Raw genomic sequence first — 19,937 nt, 5'->3', positions numbered from 1 at the left:
TACTATTTCTTTTTCTTTGCAAAGATACGGAAAAATATCTAACATGGTGCATCTTTTACAGGATTATTTTTATCAGTAGCATTAAAAATATTAAAATAAGCCCTGTTTTGCAATATCTTTTGTATCTTTGCAATTACAAATTATTAATAGATTATGAAAAAAGGAGATAAAGTCAGATTCTTGAGCGAAGTGGGTGGCGGAAAGGTTGCCGGCTTCCAAGGTAAAAATATTGTGCTCGTTGAGGATGAGGATGGTTTTGAGATTCCGATGCCTATCAACGAGGTGGTTGTGGTGGAGCAGGATGAATACTCCATGGGCAAGATGATTTCGGCTAAGATGGATGCGCAGCAGAAGGCTGAGGAGCATGCCAATACCGAACTGCATCAGGACAGCCGGAGTATCAAGGCCATCTTGAATGATCACGATGACGTGGATATGGATGTAGAGGAATATGATGCTGCCGACCGTGAGATAACCTTTGTGAAACCGGTTGAGGAACGTACGGGTGGCAACAAACTCAGTGCTTATCTCGCCTTTGTACCTATCAACATCAAGGACGTAACCAATACCCGTTTCGAGACCTATATGGTGAATGACAGCAACTACTATCTCCACTATACCTATCTCGTGGCTGAGGGAAATGCATGGACTCTGAAAGCAGAGGGAGAAATAGAACCGAACACCAAACTCTTCATCGAGGAATTCGGTCGTGAGGCTCTGAACGAGATGGAGCATATCGCCATCCAGATGATAGCTTACAAGAAGGACAAGCCATTTCTCCTGAAGCCGGCAACAGATGTTCAGTTCCGTCTCGATCCCGTGAAATTCTACAAACTTCATCTTTTTGAGGAGAACGATTTCTTCGAGACTCCAGCCTATCTCTTTACGATTGTAGAGAACGATGAAATAGCCCGTCCGCTGGTTATCGATTCCAAGCGTCTGAAAGAGCAGATGTATAAGGATGAGAAGGTTGTCGCCAACACCAGCAAGAAGAAGAGCAAGAAGGATGATGGTACCCTTGTGATAGATCTTCATGCGGATGAAGTGCTTGAAACAACTGCTGGAATGAATTCTGCAGATATTCTTCATTATCAGATGGATATCTTCAAGAAGACCATGGAGGAATATAAGAAAAAGAAGGGACAGAAAATTATCTTTATTCATGGAAAGGGCGAAGGTGTGTTGCGCCAGACTCTCATTCATGAGTTGAACTATCGCTATAAGAGTTGCACCTATCAGGATGCTTCTTTCCAGGAGTATGGCTATGGTGCTACACAGGTAACAATAAAGTAATTTATTATGAAGTACGGATTTATTAAGGTAGCCAGTGCCATCCCTGCCGTAAAGGTGGGTGATGTCATTTTTAATACCCAGCAGATAGAGGAACAGATAGCGCTGGCTGAGGGAAAGGGTGTAGAGATCATTACATTTCCGGAACTCTCGGTTACGGGCTATTCCTGTCAGGATCTCTTCCGCCAGCAGATGCTTCTTGAATCATCTGAGCAGGCGGTGATGATGTTGCTCGATTTCACACGCAAACTCGATGTCATCTCTATCGTGGGTGCGCCGGTGATAGCGGGCGACTTGTTGCTCAATTGTGGTATCGTTATCCAGCATGGACAGATTCTCGGTATTGTACCGAAGACATATCTTCCAAACTACAGCGAGTTTTATGAGAAACGCTGGTTTGCCTCGGCTCAGGACCTGAGAGATTGCGAAGTCCGTTATGCCGGACATAAGGTGAAACTGACGCCTGATGTTCAGATTTTTCAAACTTTCGATGGCGTACAGTTTGGTGTGGAAATCTGCGAAGATGTATGGGCTCCGGCTCCTCCTAGCAACAAACTGGCGCTAGCAGGAGCAGACCTGATTTTCAATCTTTCTGCAAGCGATGAACTCATCGGAAAACATCATTATCTGAAGAGTCTGCTCAGCCAGCAGAGTGCCCGTACCATGACCGGATATATCTACAGTTCCTGCGGATTCGGTGAGAGTACGCAGGATGTGGTTTATGGTGGAAATGCCTTGATTTATGAGAATGGAGTTTTACTTTCACAGAGTGAACGTTTCTCTATTGAACCGCAGATGGTTATCTCGCAGATAGATGTAGAGAAACTCCGGTCTGAGCGTCGTACGAATTCTACTTATGTAAATGCCCAGCGCAATATTAAGTATTCTGTTCTCGGCGGTCAGTTCAATATCCGTAATATCGAAGCCGATCCAACCGAAAATGAACGCGATTTTGTGTTGGAACGTGAGGTGAATCCTCATCCGTTTATTCCTACCAGCAGCGATATGAATGCCTCTTGCGAGGAAATTTTCAATATCCAACTCATGGGATTAGCCAAGCGTATCGTTCATACCCATGCCAAGACCGTAGTAATCGGTATTAGCGGCGGTTTGGATTCTACGCTGGCCTTACTCGTTTGTGTAAAAGCTTTTGATAAACTCAAAATGAACCGAAAGGGTATTGTAGGTGTCACTATGCCGGGATTCGGAACCACAGACAGAACCTACAATAATGCTATCTCGCTGATGCAGAGTCTTGGTATTACCATTAAGGAAATCAGCATCGCCAAGGCTGTAACCCAGCACTTTGAGAACATCGGTCAGGATGCCAGTGTGCATGATGTGACTTACGAGAATTCCCAGGCTCGTGAACGTACCCAGATCCTGATGGATTTAGCCAATAAGATGGGTGGTATGGTTATCGGTACCGGCGACCTTTCAGAGTTGGCATTAGGATGGGCTACCTATAATGGTGACCACATGAGCATGTATGGCGTGAATGCCAGCATTCCTAAGACCCTGATCCGTCATCTCGTAAATCATGTAGCAGAGAGTGGGGTAGACGAACAGAGCCGCATCACTCTTCGTGATATCATCGATACTCCTATCAGTCCAGAGTTGATTCCGGCAGATGAGAATGGAAATATCAAGCAGAAGACGGAAGATTTGGTGGGACCATACGAACTGCATGATTTCTTCCTCTACTATTTCCTGCGTTTCGGTTTCCGTCCTTCCAAGATTTACATGTTGGCAAAGAAGGCATTTATTGATTCCGAACTGGAGCGTGTAAAGATCAGTGATAATGATCCTGACAGCTATGATGAGGAGACTATCAAAAAGTGGCTGAAGACCTTCGTGCGCCGTTTCTTCAATCAGCAGTTCAAGCGCAGCTGTCTGCCAGACGGTCCGAAAGTAGGTAGCGTAAGCCTCAGTCCTCGTGGTGACTGGCGTATGCCTAGTGATGCAGCTTCAGCCATCTGGTTGCAAGAGGCTGAAAACCTCTAAAATTGATTTCGGACAAGCCAAAAGTACAATATTCTTTCTGTTTTCTGGCGCGCCCGTTATATTAATTATATACTCTTAAAGGGGCTGGATTTTGTAAATATTTGGTTTACAGAATCCAGCCTCTTTTTCTTAATATTTGTGAAATCGATTGCACAAAAATATCAGCAGAAAAGTGAAATATCTTGTTGGGCGGCTAGAAATAGTTTGTAATTTTGCGGCAGATAATTCAACTATTCAATTTTAACTTAACAATTTCATTATGAAGAAACTTGCCGCAAAATTATGGGCAGTTTTAATGCTCATGTTGGTCTCTATGCAGACGATGGCTACAGACACGTTTACCAGCAATCGTACTGACTTCCGAGACGAAAGTATCTATTTTATGATGACCACGCGTTTCTATGATGGTGACACAGGAAACAATGTGCTCTGCTGGGATAACCAGGAAGAACAGATCAAAACAAAAGACCCTTGCTGGCGAGGTGACTTCCAGGGTGTCATCGACAAACTCGACTACATTAAGGCACTCGGTTTTACAGCCATCTGGATTACACCAGTCGTACAGAATGCTTCCGGTTACGACTATCATGGTTATCATGCCATGGATTTCCAGCATGTAGACTGCCGTTATCAGAGCAGCGATGGTAGCAAGGACGGTGACGCCATGTTCCAGGAACTCATCGACAAGGCACACGCCAAGGGTATTAAGATTATCCTCGACATCGTGCTCAACCACACCGGTAACTTCGGTGAGCAGACTCTCTGCAAGGAGTTTGACCGTGATACCGACTTGGCTACTCAGGCGCTTATCGATGCCTGTATGATTCCAAATGAGGAGAAGTTAGGCTCCGACTACCTTACAAGTGTCGCTTATGAGCAGTATCAGCGTCGTCTTGCCCTGATGAAGAATATCCGTGGCAAGAACCAGGATGTTCACAACTACTGGCATCACTATGGTGACTTCAACTGGGACTTTCCTAATCGCTGGTGGGCTCAGATTGCAGGAGACTGCGTTGATCTGAATACCGAGAACGACTATGTGGCAGATTATCTCGTGAAGTGCTACGGCAGCTTCATCAAAATGGGTGTGGATGGTTTCCGTATCGATACATCCGGTCACATCTCACGTTTGACTTTCTGCAAGCAGTTCATTCCTCAGTTTGCAGCCCTCGGTAAGAAGTACGAGGATAAGCGATTGAACAAGGCACCTTTCTTTATGTATGGTGAGGTTTGTGCCCGTTACAGTGATGTCACATACCGTGGTCAGGAGAACCTCTCTTGCTATTATTACACATGGCAGGCTCCAAAGACCTTGCTCGACAAATGGGATGGTAGCCAGGAATACTGGGATACACAGGTCCTCTTTGATAAGGCCAATGGCGGTACAGGTGTGGACGATCACCAGATGGCTCTCTGTGAATCGGACGCGGATCCTACACCAATCAGCAACAATACCTTTATGGTGGATGGTAAGTGGCATGAGCCTGACTATTCTCAGGCAAGCGGTTTCAATGTGATCGACTTCCCATTGCACTACAACTTCGGTAATGCTGCCGCCGCATACGGTTTGGCAAAGTCAGGCGATAAGAAATATAATGACGCTACTTATAATGTAGTATATGTAGACAGCCACGACTATGGTCCTCAGCAATATGACGACAAGCTCCGTTTCGGTGGCTCAGATGCTCAGTGGGCAGAGAATCTCTCCCTGATGTTTACCTTCCGTGGCATTCCATGTCTCTATTATGGTTCTGAGATTGCTTTCCGTCGCGGTGCAGCGATTGACAATGGTCCTCATGGTCCTCTCTCTGAAACTGGTCGTGCTTACTTCGGTGGTTATATTACAGGTGATGTAACAGCCAAAGACTTCGGTGACTACACAGCAACAGGTAATGTGGCTGCTACTTTGAATCATGATGTAGCTCAGCACCTCATCCGTTTGAACAAGATTCGTCAGGCAGTTCCTGCTTTGCGTAAGGGTCAGTGGACCGACGAGGGTTGTACTCCTGCTGATGGCGGTATCGCTTTCAAGCGTGCTTATAAGGATGAGAGCTATGCACTCGTAGCCATCAATGGTGGTGCTACATTCACCGATTGCCCTGCAGGTACTTATACTGACTTGGTAACTGGTAAGACTTATACCGGTTCTACTATCACCGTTGATGCTCCTGCTACTCAGGGTCAGCTCCGTGTTCTCGTGAAGGACTGGAAGGGTGGTCAGATAGGTGAGGATGGTCCTTTCATCTATAAGGATGCTCCTAAGAAGAAGTCAGAGGCTGAACAGGCTTACGATGGTCATGAGGAAGATGGTACAACATGGGTTGAGCCACAGACTAATGAGTTTGGTTTGAAGTTCTCTCAGAATGGTGGTACTTTCCGCACCAATACTGTTACTGTAGAGGCAAGCCTTAGTGGTAAGGCAACTTCTGGTTGGTTCCAGGTAGAAGGTCAGGAGAAGGTAGAGTTGGCTCCAGGCGAGACCAAGACATTCACTATCGGTGAAGGCATGAACTTCAAGCAGAGCAAGACTGTTACATGGTATGCCAAGAATGATGAAAAGGTGAAGAATGGTTCTGTATCTTTCACCAAGGTAGATCCTAACGCAAGTATTACCGTATATGTAAAGGCAGACAAGGCTCCAACAATCTATGCTTGGGTTCCTGGCACTCCAACCAAGGAGTTGACTGGCGCATGGCACGGTAAGATAATGGATGGTCCTGAAGAGATTGGTGGTGTCAACTACTGGTACAAGACTTTCGATGGAGTAGAGAGCTTCAATGTCATTCTGAATAATGGTAACGACAAGCAGTCAAGTGATATCACTGGTATCACAGGCGATATCTACTTGGAATATGATGGTGGTTCAAATGTAAAGACGCTTGACGCTCCTGTCAACACAGCTGCCAAAGTTACTTTGAGCCCTAATGGTGCTGACTTCGAGAAGACTATCACAGTAACAGCAACCCTCAGTGATAATGCCAAGAGCGGTTGGTATAAGATTGGCGATGGCGAGCAGGTTGCTCTTACTCCTGGTAAGCCAGCTACCTTTACTCTCGGTGTTGATATGCTGGAAGGCGACAGCCAGACTGTAACTTGGAGCGCTACCAATGCAGAAGACAATACCAAGACCGGTACTGCTACCTTCAACAAGAAGGAAAAGGTGATTATTCCTACACCATCAGGTATCTTCGCTTACTTCCTCGCTCCTTCAGACTGGAGTCAGGTTGACTGCTGGGCTTGGAGTGATACAGATAACTTTACCGGTGGCAAATGGCCAGGTGTAGCTTGTACCAAGACTGGTGAGAAGAAGAATGGTCTCGATGTCTGGATGTGGAAGTATGATGGTGATTTGACAGGTGCTCCTACCCAGATCATCTTTAATAATGGCGGTAATGGTCAGCAGACAAAAGACTTGGATTTCGTAAACGGTGCAGTCTATAACCGTGACGGTAAGACCAACGAGGTTGTTACAGGTATCAATCAGGCTACAACAGTCCAGAAGACTGCTAAGTTGAAGATCTATTCTATCAACGGTGTGAAGGTAGCTGAAGTGAACAAGGTTTCTGATGCAGAATACGTTCTGGCTCCAGGTATGTACATCTGCAATGGCAAGAAATTTGTTATCAAATAAACTTACCGCTACTTAGGGGTTTAAACAAGCACTTCGCCTGCTCTGTAAGCGGGTAGTGTAAGTTTGCCCCCGTGCGGTTAGCAGTTTATATACATAATACCCTCTGAATGAGGCTGATTTTTGCAAACATCATGTATGCAAAAATCAGCCTCTTTTTTCATTGTTATTGCGAAATCGATTGCACAGAAAAAACAGTAGAAAAGTGAATTATTTTATAGTATTTATAAAAAGAATTCGTAAATTTGCAACATAATTATTCAACTATTCAATTTTAAACTTAACAATTTCATTATGAAAAAACTTGCCGCAAAATTATGGGCGGTTCTTATGCTCATTCTGGTCTCTATGCAGGCGATGGCTACAGACACGTTTACTAGCAATCGTACTGACTTCCGAGACGAAAGTATTTATTTCATGATTACCACGCGTTTCTACGATGGAGATCCTTCTAACAACGTGCTCTGCTGGGACAATCAGGAAGCACAAAAGAGTTCCAAGGACCCTTGTTGGCGTGGTGACTTCCAGGGTGTGATTGACAAGCTCGACTACATCAAGGCTCTTGGATTCACTGCCATCTGGATTACGCCAGTTGTACAAAACGCATCTGGTTACGACTATCATGGCTATCATGCTATGGATTTCTCTAAGGTTGATTGCCGCTATCAGAGTGGTGATGGTAGCAAGAGCGGTGACGTGATGTTCCAGGAACTCATCGACAAGGCTCACGCTAAGGGTATCAAGATTATCCTCGACATCGTGCTCAACCACACCGGTAACTTCGGTGAGGAGAAGCTCTGCAAGATGTTCGACCGTGATACTCATCTTCGTAACCAAGCATACATCGATGCTTGTATGATCCCTGACGAGAGCAAGTTGGGCAACGATTACTTGGGCAATGTAAAGATACAGTATCAGCGTCGTCTTGCCCTGATGAAGAATACAGATGGCAATAACCACGATATACACAACTATTGGCATCATACTGCCAACAACTGGGACTGGGACAACCCAAGCCGTTGGATGGGTCAGATTGCAGGTGACTGTGTGGATCTCAACACAGAGAACGACTACGTGGCAGATTATCTCGTGAAGTGCTATGGTCAGTTCATCAAGATGGGTGTCGATGGTTTCCGTATCGATACATCTGGTCATATCTCTCGCTTGACATTCAACAAGGAGTTCATTCCTCAGTTTAAAGCGCTCGGTGAGAAGTATAAGGCGAAGCGATTGAACAATGCACCTTTCTTTATGTATGGCGAGGTTTGTACACGTGCGAACGATGTTACCTACAGAGGTCAGCAAAATCTCTCTTGCTACTTCTATACCTGGAAGTCGGACGAGTCTTTGCTCAAGGATTGGAATGGAAGTCAAAGCTACTGGGATAGCCAGGTACTTCCTGAAGGTGCTGAGCCTGTAGGCCCACAACAGCTTTGCTTGAAGGAGACGACTTCTCCAAAGAGCAACAATGCCAAGATGCTCAATGGTGCATGGCATGAACCGGATTTATCCCAGAACAGTGGATTCAACGTCATTGACTTCCCAATGCACTACAGTTACAACACTGCCGAACAGGCTTTCAGATTGGCAAGTGGCGACGAGTGCTATAATGACGCTACTTACAATGTAGTATATGTAGATAGCCATGACTATAGTCCAGGTCCAAACGACGCAAATCGTTTTGGTGGTACAGATGCTCAGTGGGCTGAGAACCTCTCTCTCTTGTTTACCTTCCGTGGTATTCCATGTATCTACTATGGTTCTGAGGTAGGTTTCCGTCGGGGTGTGGTAATTGATAAAGGTCCTAATGGTCCTCTCAATAACACTGGTCGTGCTTACTTCGGTGGTTATATCACTGGTGATGTAGAAGCATCAGATTTCGGTGAATATAAGGCATCAGGTAATGTGGCTGCTACTTTGAATCATGATGTAGCTCAGCACCTCATCCGTCTGAACAAGATTCGTCAGGCAGTGCCTGCTCTCCGCAAGGGTCAGTGGACAACAGATGGTTGCTCAGTCAAAGGCGGTATTGCTTTCAAGCGTGCTTACAAGGATAGCTATGCTCTCGTAGCCCTCAATGGTGGTGCAACATTCACTGGTTGCCCAGCAGGTACTTATACTGATTTGGTAACAGGTAAGACTTACTCAGGTTCTACTATTACCGTTGATGCTCCTAACAATCAGGGCCAGGTTCGCGTTCTCGTGAAAGACTGGAAGGGCGGCAAGCTCATTGAGGATGGTGCTTTCATCTATGATACAGCAGCTAAGTCTCTGGGTGAACAGGCATATGACGGTAATCAGGAAGCTGGTACAACTTGGATAGAGGAGGCCCCTGTTCAGCCTGCAAGCGTTTCTCTTTCCCCTGCTGGTGGCACCTTCCGTACCAATACGGTCTCTGTTACTGCTACACTCTCAGAAGATGCTGTGTCTGGTTGGTACCAGATAGAGGGACAGAATAAGGTAGATTTGACTCCTGGTAAGTCTGCTACCTTCACTATCGGTGAAGGCATGAACTTCAAGGATAGCAAGACTGTGACTTGGAGTGCAACAAGTTCTGAGGGCAAGGAAAAGACAGGTAAAGTTACTTATACAAAGGTAGATCCTAATGCTTCTATCACGGTAACAGTAAAGGCTACTAATGCTCCTCACATCCATGCTTGGACAACAGGTACTGACGGTAAGGATTTGACTGGTGCATGGCCTGGTAAGGTAATGAATGGTCCTGAGGAAATCGATGGTGCTAAATACTGGACTTACTCTTTCGATGGTGTAGAGAACTTCAATGTCATCTTGAACAATGGTAACGGTGCTCAGTCTGGTGATATTACTGGTATCACAGGAGACATCTATTTGGAGTATGATGGTGGTTCTAGTGCCAAGAAAATTGACGCTCCTGTCAATACTGTTGCTGCAGCTAAGGTTACTTTCAGCCCTAATGGTGGGGACTTCGAGAATACTATATCTGTTACTGCTACATTGAGCAGCAATGCAAAGAGCGGTTGGTACAAGATAGGTAATGGTGAGCAGGTAAATCTTACTCCTGGTCAGGCTGCTACCTTCACTATCGGTGCAGACATGATGGAAGGCGAGAGCCAGACAGTAACTTGGAGCGCTACCAATGCAGACGATGTTACCAAGACTGGTACAGCTACCTTCAACAAGAAGGAAAAGTTGATTGTTCCTACTCCAACAGGAATCTACGCTTACTTCCTCGCTCCTTCAGACTGGAGTCAGGTTGACTGCTGGGCTTGGAATGGTACAGAAAACTTTACTGGTGGCGAAGGTAAATGGCCAGGTGTTGCTTGTACCAAGACTGGTGAGAAGAAGAATGGTTTGGATGTCTGGATGTGGAAGTATGATGGCGACTTGACAAGTACTCCTACCAAGATTATCTTTAATAATGGCGGTAATGGTCAGCAGACAGCCAACTTGGATTTCGTAAACGGTGCAGTCTATAACCGTGACGGTAAGACTAACGAGGTTGTTACAGGTATCAATCAGGCTACAACAGTCCAGAAGACTGCTAAGTTGAAGATCTACTCTATCAACGGTGTGAAGGTAGCCGAAGTGAACAAGGTTTCTGATGCAGAATACGTTCTCGCTCCAGGTATGTATATCTGCAATGGCAAGAAGTTTGTTATCAAGTAGTAAATGGTTAGCCGCCATTACTTTTAGAAACATTTAGTTTATCATATTTCATTTATTTTAGGTTTAAGTACTCCTAAATGACTTGAATAGAGCAATCTTTCAGTCATTTAGGAGTCTTTTTTGTATATATAAGTAGAAAATATATTAAAGATTTTGGGTAAAACCTTTTTTTTTTGTAACTTTGCGCCCAAAAGTAAAAACAATATAAAAATAAAATAGATAATATGGCTAAGAAATTTGCCGAGCATAATGGTCTGAATCTTACACAGACCAACAATGACGTACTCGCAGCGTGGGAGAAGAATGATATCTTTCACAAGTCTATCGACGAGCGTGAAGGCTGCCCTCAGTTTATCTTCTTCGAGGGACCTCCATCTGCTAATGGCCACCCTGGTATTCACCATGTGTTGGCACGTAGTATCAAGGATACATTCAACAGATACAAGACTATGAAGGGATTCCAGGTTCACCGTAAGGCTGGATGGGATACCCACGGACTTCCTGTTGAGTTGGGTGTAGAGAAAGAATTGGGTATTACCAAGAAGGATATCGACAACAAGGCTTCTGAGAAGTATATCTCTACAGAGGATTATAACCACAAGTGCCGCGAGAACGTGATGAAGTTCACCGCAGAGTGGCGCGAGTTGACCGAGAAGATGGGTTACTTTGTGGATCTCGATCATCCTTACATTACTTATGACAACAAGTATATCGAGACGCTCTGGTGGCTCCTCAAGCAGCTCTACAACAAGGGTCTGCTCTACAAGGGTTACACCATCCAGCCATACTCTCCAGGTGCAGGTACTGGTTTGAGCTCTCACGAGTTGAACCAGCCTGGATGCTATCGCGATGTCAAGGACCTCACCACCACAGCCCAGTTCCTCATCAAGGATCCTAAGGCAGAGTGGACCAAGTGGGGCAAGCCATACTTCATTGCATGGACCACAACTCCTTGGACTTTGCCATCAAACGTGGCTCTCTGTGTGGGTCCTAAGATTGACTATGTAGCTATCGAAACCTACAACCTCTACAATGGCGAGCCTATGACTCTCGTGATGGCTGAGGCGCTGGTAGGTTCATATCTGAAGGCTGATCAGGAGTGTAAGGAGGGTGATCTCCTTCCATTCGATAAGGAGAAGAAACAGTGCCCATGGCGCATCATCGACCATGTGAAGGGTACTGATCTCGAAGGCATGCACTACGAGCAGCTCCTTCCATGGGTAAAGCCATGCGAGAAGGTTGATCTCTTTGCACCGGCTTTCGTTACGGAATATGCTGCGGCTCATAAGGATAAGGTATTTACATCTGAGGATGGTCGTGATCAGTTTGTTGAGATGGATAGCGAGGCTTTCCGTGTCATCCTCGGCGACTACGTTACTACCGATGATGGTACCGGTATCGTTCATATCGCTCCTACATTCGGTGCTGATGATGCCAAGGTGGCTAAGGATGCCAACATTCCAGCCCTATACCTTATTAATAAGAAGGGTGAGACACGCCCAATGGTTGACCTGCAGGGTAAGTTCTATCTCATCGAAGACCTCGATAACAACTTCGTGAACGCTTGCGTCAACAAAGAGGCATACGCTCATCATGCTGGCGACTACGTGAAGAATGCCTACGACCCACAGTTTAATGTGGATGGTGTTTGGGACAAGAAGGCTTCTGATAAGGCTGAAGACCTGAACATCGTACTCTGCTATGAGTTGAAGCAGGAGGGTAAGGCATTCAAGAGCGAGAAGCACGTTCACAACTATCCTCACTGCTGGCGTACCGACAAGCCTATCCTCTACTACCCATTGGATAGCTGGTTTATCAAGGATACTGCCCGCAAGGAGCGCATGGTAGAACTCAACAAGACTATCAACTGGCAGCCTGAGAGCACCGGTACAGGCCGTTTCGGCAACTGGCTTGAGAACCTGAACGACTGGAACCTTTCACGTTCCCGCTTCTGGGGTACTCCATTGCCAATCTGGCGTGATGAGAACCGTGGCGAGAAGTGCATCGGTAGTCTGGAGGAACTGTATGCTGAAATCGAGAAGTCTGTGGCTGCCGGCATCATGCAGAGCAACCCATTGAAGGATAACGGTTTCGTTCCTGGCGACTATAGTCAGGAGAACTATGATAAGATTGACCTCCACCGTCCATACGTTGACAAGATTGTATTGGTTAACGAGGAGGGCAAGCCAATGTATCGTGAGAGCGACCTGATTGACGTTTGGTTCGATTCTGGTTCAATGCCTTACGCCCAGCTCCACTACCCATTCGAGGGTGAGATGACCCGTGGCACAGAGGCAGACCGCGATGCACTCATCCACAGCACCTACGAGGGATATGCTATTCCTCCTAAGTTCTATCCAGCCGACTTCATCAACGAGGGCGTGGATCAGACCCGTGGATGGTTCTTCACCCTGCACGCCATCGCTACCATGGTATTCGATAGTGTAGCCTTCAAGAACGTAATCTCTTCAGGTCTCGTTCTCGATGCCAAGGGCAACAAGATGAGTAAGCACGTTGGTAATGTAACCAACCCATTCGAGATGATTGATAAGTATGGTGCCGACCCTGTTCGTTTCTATATGATGACCAACAGTGAGCCTTGGGACAACCTCAAGTTCGACCCTAACGGTGTGGACGAGACCCGTCGCAAGTTCTTCGGTACCTTATATAATACATACAGCTTCTTCGCCCTCTATGCTAACGTAGATGGTTTCGATGCTGAGGCTGCTCAGGTGCCATTCGAGAAGCGCCCAGAGATTGACCGCTGGATTCTCTCATCACTCAATACCCTCATCAAGGGCGTTGACAGAGAGTTGGCTGGCTACGATCCAACCCGCGCAGGCCGTCTCATCGATGCTTTCGTCAACGATGACCTCTCTAACTGGTACGTTCGTCTGAACCGTAAACGTTTCTGGGGTAAGGAGATGAGCGAGGATAAGCTGAGTGCTTACCAGACTCTCTATACCTGCCTGATGACAGTGGCTAAGCTGCTGGCACCATTCGCTCCATTCTATGCAGACGAGTTGTATCACGACTTGGGAGGCGAGTTGGAGAGCGTACATCTCGATAAGTTCCCTGTAGCTGATGAGGCTGCTATCGATGCCGATCTGGAGGAGCGTATGGCCATCGCCCAGAAGATTACTTCTATGGTATTGGCATTGCGCCGCAAGGTGAACATCAAGGTTCGTCAGCCACTCCAGCAGATCATGATTCCTGCAGTAGATGATGTACAGAAGACACACATCGAGGCAGTAGCAGGACTGTTGAAGAACGAGGTGAACGTGAAGGAGGTTAACTTCATTGAGGGTCAGGGTATTCTCGTAAAGAAGGTGAAGTGTAACTTTAGAGTGATGGGTAAGAAGTTCGGCAAGCTGATGAAGGGTGTTGCAGCCCAGATGTCAGCACTCGATCAGGACCAGATTGCAGCCTTCGAGAAGGCAGGCAACATCACATTGAATATCGACGGACAGGAAGCCGTGGTAGAGGTAGCTGACGTGGAGATTATCTCAGAGGATATCCCAGGATGGCTCGTATCTAACGAGGGCAATCTGACTGTAGCGCTTGAGGTAGAGTTGACCCCAGAATTGAAGAAGGAAGGTATGGCTCGTGAGCTGATCAACCGTATCCAGAACCTCCGCAAGGAGACTGGTCTGGAGATTACCGACCGCATCAACGTAACTGTGGCTCCTAATGAGGAGACTGACGCAGCCATCGAGGCATTCGCCGACTACATCAAGGGTCAGGTATTGGCAGACAGCATCGAAATCGGCGACAACGCAGGTGTTGAGACCGAGTTTGATGACTTTAAGTTGAACATTCTCGTAGAGAAGAATTAAATAGTTAGGAGTTAGAAGTTAGGAGCATTTCCAAACTGCTTGCTTCTAACTTTCTAGCCCTTATTTCCTAAAAGCATTAATAAATAATATAATAGATAACATCTATGGCTAACGAAAAACTGCGTTATAGCGATCAGGAACTCGAGGAGTTCCGCGCTATCATTGATGAGAAATTGAAGGTGGCAAAGCAGACTTATCATGATTGCATGGCTCAGCTGAACCACTCAGACAGTAATGATGTGGTAGATACATCACCAACCTACAAGGCTCTTGAAGAGGGTAGTGAAGCACAAAGCAAGGAAGAAATCATCCAGATGGCTCAGCGTCAGCAGAAGTTCATCAAGGGATTGGAAGCAGCTTTGGTTCGTATCCAGAACAAGACCTATGGTATTGACCGCGAAACAGGTGAGTTGATTCCTAAGGAGCGTTTGCGTGCTGTACCTCATGCCACTTTGAGTGTAGCTTCTAAGGAGGCTAGAAAGAAGTAATAAATGGAGAAAACAAGTAAAATTAAATACGGATGGCTCGTCACGGCAATGGTGGTTGTGCTTCTTGTTATCGATCAGATTATCAAGGTGTACATCAAGACCCATTTTTGCCTTGGCGAGTCTGTTCGTGTTACTGATTGGTTTTATATCGAGTTTGTTGAGAACAACGGAATGGCTTGGGGCATGTCGTTTATCGGCAAGTTCTGGCTTAGTCTGTTGCGCCTGGTTGCCATCTGTGCGTTGAGCATTTATCTTCATCGCATCATTAAGCGTGGTACCTATCGCTTGTTATACATCATTTTGGTGGCGCTGGTTCTGACAGGTGCAATCGGCAATATGATTGATTCCATCTTCTACGGACTTATCTTCACCGGTGCTTCACCTTATTATGTATCTTATCTTGTGCCTTTCGGCGAGGGGTATGCACCCGTGCTCATGGGCAAGGTGGTAGATATGTTCCGCTTTCCGTTCTTCACCTATACATGGCCTGAATGGTTCCCTTTCTGGGGTGGACAGCATGGTACATTCTTCGATCCTGTATTCAATTTTGCAGATTCCTGTGTATCAGTCGGCATCATTTTTCTCTTGCTTTTCTGTAGAAAAGAACTGGAAGCTCTCGGAGGTGGTGATAAGAAGAATGTTACAGACGCTTCTTCTGTTGAAACTGCTGAAGATAAGAAAAAGTCTGAATCTCAAGAAAATAAGGAGGACAAGTAATCATGAAGAAAGCTTTTCTTTATCTCTGTTGGATAGTAACCTTTTGTGCAGCCTTCGCTTCTTGCAAGCCTTCGCTGCCAAGAGATGTGCTCTCTAAAGGAAAGATGACGGATATTCTCTTCGATTATCACATCGCTCTTGCTATGGCGCAGAGCGAAGACGGTGGTAGTGAGAAGAATAGTCTGGCTTATCGCGAGGCTGTACTGAAGAAACATGATGTCACATCGGCAGACTTCGACAGTTCGATGGTTTATTACATGCGCCATACAGAGTTGTTGCATGATGTGTATAAGGATCTGGCTGAAAGATTGGATAAAGAGGCGGTTGCTTTAGGTGGAAATAGTGCTGGAAATAGTGATTTTGACAATCTTACTTCTGTAGGCGATACTGCCAATATCTGGAAAGAGGCTACTTCAATGGTATTCTCGACAGATGCTGGTTTCAACAGTCGCAGTTTTAAAATTGAAGCTGATACAGCTTTCCATAAGGGTGACCGGTTCCGTCTTGATTTCGAATCGCAGTTTATCTTCCAAGATGGTATGCGCGATGGTGTTGCCTTACTGGCTATACAGTTTAAGAACGATAGTGTGGCACAGACTGTAGTTCATATTCAGAGTGCTCAGCACTATAGTATTGAACTCGCTGATAATGATAGCCTTGGAGTCAAATGTATAAAGGGGTACTTTATGTTGAATGAGGGTGGCTTCAGTTCTGATGCCGGTTCTTTGACGACTCTTAAACTGATGTTTGTCAATAAGATTCGTCTCATCCGTATGCATCCTAAAAAGGTGGCACCGGTTTCTTCTTCTGCTGCATCTTCTGATTCGGCAAAAGTAGATACTGCTCGTAAAACCCGTATACCAGGTCCAAGTGTTCCTGCACGTCCGGATGGAGCTTTGGCGCCTCCGACCAGTGCACCGGTTCCTATGCCTGATAAACCTATTCAGATGAGGAGTAATTAGTCTCGATGTTTAAGATATGGCTGAAATGAGAAGATGTGGAGCCCATCAGGTGATATTGCCGGATGGCTCGATATTGCAGCAGGCTGTGGTAGAAATACAAGAGGGCAGGGTGGTGAACTACTTCGAGTTTCGCGAGGAGTTGCCGATGACCGAATGGTTAGGCGGCGAAATCCGGGTGGAACGCGATGAGGAAGGCATCCTCCGTGCCCTGTGGAACGGAAAAGTAATCAATAAACATTAAACATAAACATTAATAATATGTTAAGCGTAGATCAATTAGAAGACAAGTTGATAGACTTGGCATTTGCTGAGGATATCGGTGATGGCGACCACACAACTTTGTGTTGTATACCAGAAGACGCCATGGGTAAGAGCCACTTGCTTATCAAGGAAGATGGCGTGTTGGCAGGTGTTGAAATGGCAAAGAAGGTATTTGCCCGTTTCGATCCTACCATGAAGGTAGAAGTGTTGCTTCAGGATGGCACCCATGTTAAGAAGGGTGACATTGCAATGATTGTAGAGGGTAAGACCCGTTCTTTGCTCCAGACAGAGCGTTTGATGCTCAATATCATGCAGCGTATGAGCGGCATCGCTACCATGACTGCTAAGTATGTAAAGCGCCTTGAGGGTACAAAGACTCATATCCTCGATACCCGTAAGACCACTCCAGGTCTCCGCATGTTGGAAAAGCAGGCAGTTAAGATCGGTGGTGGTATGAACCATCGTATCGGTCTCTTCGATATGATTCTCTTGAAAGATAACCATATCGATTTCGCCGGCGGTATCGACAATGCTATCGACCGTTGTCATGCTTATCTGAAGGAGAAGGGCCTCGACCTGAAGATTGAAATCGAGGTTCGCAGTTTCGATGAACTCGACCAAGTATTGAAGCATGGTGGTGTAAATCGTATCATGCTCGATAACTTCTCTGTGCCTGATACAAAGAAGGCAGTAGACATCATCGCAGGTAAGTATGAGACTGAGTCTTCTGGCGGTATCACTTACGATACCATCCGCGATTATGCAGAGCAGGGCGTTGATTTCATCTCAGTTGGTGCCTTGACACATAGTGTGAAGGGCTTGGATATGAGCTTCAAGGCTTGTGATTAAGTGAAGAATAAAGAGGGAAGAGTGGAGAATTAGGAATTCTAGCTCTTCTCTTTGTTTATATAAATAAAGATATATTTTATGAATAAGATTTTTGCTTCAGCCTTGATGGCTGTAGCTATGTTGGGCAGTGTCTCTGAGGCTGAGGCATGTACCAACTTTATAGTAGGAAAAAAAGCATCAGTAGATGGATCTGTGATGTGTTCATATAGTGCCGATGACTACGGAATGTTCCAGAACCTCTGCCATTATCCTGCGGCTAAGCATGCCAAGGGCGAGATGCGTAAGATTTACGATTGGGATACCAATAAATATCATGGTGAGATTCCTGAGGCTGCCGAGACCTACAACGTAATCGGCAACATCAACGAGTGGCAGGTTACCATCGGCGAGACTACCTATGGCGGTCGTGAGGAGATGGTGGATTCTACCGGTATCATGGACTACGGTTCACTCATCTATGTAGCTCTCCAGCGCAGTAAATCGGCACGCGAGGCTATCAAGGTGATGACCACCCTCGCCAATACCTATGGTTATAATTCAGAAGGCGAAACCTTTACCATCTGTGATCCGAACGAAGCTTGGATTATGGAGATGATGGGCAAGGGACCAGGCTCTAAGGGCGTGGTTTGGGTAGCTCTCCGTATTCCTGATAATGCAGTTTGTGCACATGCTAACCAGAGTCGCATCGGCAAGTTCAATATGAAGGACAAGAAAAACGTGATGTATGCCAAGGATGTCGTTTCTTTTGCTCGCAGTAAGGGTTGGTATCAGGGCAAGGATGCAGATTTCTCATGGAAAATGGCATATGCTAAGCCTGATTTCTCAGGACGTCGTTTCTGCGATGCTCGTGCTTGGGCTCTCTTGAATCATTTCTATGATATGAGTCCTTATCTTGATTGGGCTTTGGGCAAGGATCCTAATGCGAAGGATATGCCTCTCTGGGTGGTTCCTAACAAGAAGGTGAGCGTTCAGGATGTAGAGAATGTGATGCGCGACCATTACGAGGGTACTCCTCTTTCTGTAGCCGACGGTTCTGATATCGGCGGTGGTATCTGGGAGATGCCTTATCGTCCTACACCATTGATGTACAAGGTGGATGGCAAGCAGTATTTCAACGAGCGTCCTGTCAGCACTCAGCAGAGTGGTTTCGTATTCGTGAGCCAGATGCGTTCATGGTTGCCAAGAGAGATTGGTGGCGTGTTCTGGTTTGCCAACGATGATGCCAACATGGCTGCGTTCACTCCTGTATATTGCTCTATGACCGAGCGTCCTGAGTGCTATAATACTCCTGGTGTTGATGCGGTGCATTTCAGTAAGAAGAATGCTTACTGGGTTTGCAATATGACCAGCAACATGGTTTATCCTCGTTACAGTCTGATGTTCCCAACCTTGAAGGAGGTTCGTGATAGCTTGGACAATAGCTATTTTGCTGCTCAGGCAGGTGTTGAGAAGAAGGCTCAGGAGCTTTATGCCCAGAACCCACAGGCTGCCGTCAAGTATCTCAACGGCTATAGTGTAGAGAAGGCTCAGCAGATGTTGGCTCGCTGGAACCAGCTTTTCGAGTTCATGGTGGTGAAGTACAATGATATGATCATCAAGCCAACCGATAAGAATGGTACCTTCAAGAAGACTCTATACGGTTTGGGTGCTACTCCAGTTCGTCCTGGTTATCCAGAGAAGTTTGCCAAGCAGCTTGTCAAGCAGAGTGGCGATAAGTTCCTGGTTCCAGAGGAGAAAAAATAAGTTTTTTGATTCTTGAGAATCAAAGATACCGGAAAGTAAGAAGGGTCTATATACCACCTGTTCATCGTGGCATATAGACCCTTGTCGTTGTCCGAAGTGCGGGTGACTATGTTTGCTATTATTCTTTTCTTTATGCCGCCATACCGGCAATCAGCCGGATGGCTTCCTGCTTTTTCTGCAGCAGGGAGTGAACATATACCTGGGTGGTGCTGATGTGGGTATGGCCCAGTAGTTGCGATACGGTATAGATATCTACTCCCATGGCAAGTGCCTGGGTGGCAAAGGTATGTCGAGACGAGTGCACAATTTAAGCAAAAGCAACGGAAAGTGAAGATGAGAGAAATGAGCTGCAAGTGGTTGAGAATGAGCAATATTTCATAATTCGTAAGTGTTCGGTGAATGCCGTATTGTGTGCCTAGATAAAGTTTCGTACCTTTGCATCGTGATTTTAAATTATTCAAATTATGGTACAAGGCAAGAAACAATTAAACAGCAAGCCAAAGTTCGCCGA

12 protein-coding genes are annotated in these 19,937 nt (G+C 46.0%); 11 read left to right on the top strand and 1 reads right to left on the bottom strand.

What is annotated here, in order from left to right; translation table 11 throughout:
* Positions 1–153: 153 nt before the first annotated feature.
* The 11 genes from ACWJAO_RS07330 (at position 154) to ACWJAO_RS07280 (ending at position 19,426) form a co-directional block, all read left to right on the top strand.
* Positions 154–1,293, top strand: a complete 1,140-nt coding sequence (locus ACWJAO_RS07330) for a DUF2027 domain-containing protein (RefSeq protein WP_118141458.1) — start codon at positions 154–156, stop codon at positions 1,291–1,293.
* A gap of 6 nt (positions 1,294–1,299) precedes the next feature.
* A complete protein-coding gene (locus tag ACWJAO_RS07325; RefSeq protein WP_449139785.1) occupies positions 1,300–3,294 on the top strand; it encodes an NAD(+) synthase in 1,995 nt (664 codons plus the stop codon).
* A 259-nt stretch (positions 3,295–3,553) separates the two neighbouring features.
* A complete protein-coding gene (locus ACWJAO_RS07320) occupies positions 3,554–6,925 on the top strand; it encodes an alpha-amylase family glycosyl hydrolase (RefSeq protein WP_449139784.1) in 3,372 nt (1,123 codons plus the stop codon).
* 291 nt (positions 6,926–7,216) lie between these two features.
* Entirely contained in the window at positions 7,217–10,570 is a 3,354-nt protein-coding gene (locus ACWJAO_RS07315) for an alpha-amylase family glycosyl hydrolase (protein ID WP_449139783.1), read from the top strand.
* 224 nt (positions 10,571–10,794) lie between these two features.
* Positions 10,795–14,406, top strand: coding sequence for an isoleucine--tRNA ligase (ileS, locus tag ACWJAO_RS07310; RefSeq protein ID WP_449139782.1), 3,612 nt, complete (start codon positions 10,795–10,797; stop codon positions 14,404–14,406).
* 104 nt (positions 14,407–14,510) lie between these two features.
* Positions 14,511–14,894, top strand: coding sequence for a TraR/DksA family transcriptional regulator (locus tag ACWJAO_RS07305; RefSeq protein ID WP_022120972.1), 384 nt, complete (start codon positions 14,511–14,513; stop codon positions 14,892–14,894).
* 3 nt (positions 14,895–14,897) lie between these two features.
* Complete coding sequence (locus ACWJAO_RS07300; protein WP_449139781.1) at positions 14,898–15,611, top strand: lipoprotein signal peptidase; 714 nt, start codon at positions 14,898–14,900, stop codon at positions 15,609–15,611.
* Positions 15,612–15,613: 2 nt separating this feature from the next.
* A complete protein-coding gene (locus ACWJAO_RS07295; protein WP_449139780.1) occupies positions 15,614–16,573 on the top strand; it encodes a DUF4296 domain-containing protein in 960 nt (319 codons plus the stop codon).
* A gap of 16 nt (positions 16,574–16,589) precedes the next feature.
* Entirely contained in the window at positions 16,590–16,814 is a 225-nt protein-coding gene (locus tag ACWJAO_RS07290; RefSeq protein WP_117586629.1) for a hypothetical protein, read from the top strand.
* A 17-nt stretch (positions 16,815–16,831) separates the two neighbouring features.
* Positions 16,832–17,683, top strand: a complete 852-nt coding sequence (nadC, locus tag ACWJAO_RS07285; RefSeq protein ID WP_089543435.1) for a carboxylating nicotinate-nucleotide diphosphorylase — start codon at positions 16,832–16,834, stop codon at positions 17,681–17,683.
* Between the two features lie 78 nt (positions 17,684–17,761).
* Positions 17,762–19,426, top strand: coding sequence for a dipeptidase (locus ACWJAO_RS07280; protein WP_449139779.1), 1,665 nt, complete (start codon positions 17,762–17,764; stop codon positions 19,424–19,426).
* Positions 19,427–19,556: 130 nt separating this feature from the next.
* Here ACWJAO_RS07280 and ACWJAO_RS07275 read toward each other — a convergent pair whose 3' ends face one another.
* Positions 19,557–19,730, bottom strand: a complete 174-nt coding sequence (locus ACWJAO_RS07275) for a tyrosine-type recombinase/integrase (protein ID WP_449139778.1) — start codon at positions 19,728–19,730, stop codon at positions 19,557–19,559.
* Positions 19,731–19,937: the final 207 nt, after the last annotated feature.

The sequence above is a fragment of the Segatella sp. genome (assembly GCF_977051555.1).
Note: the sequence above shows the minus strand (reverse complement) of the source record. Positions and strands in the feature narration are given on the sequence as shown.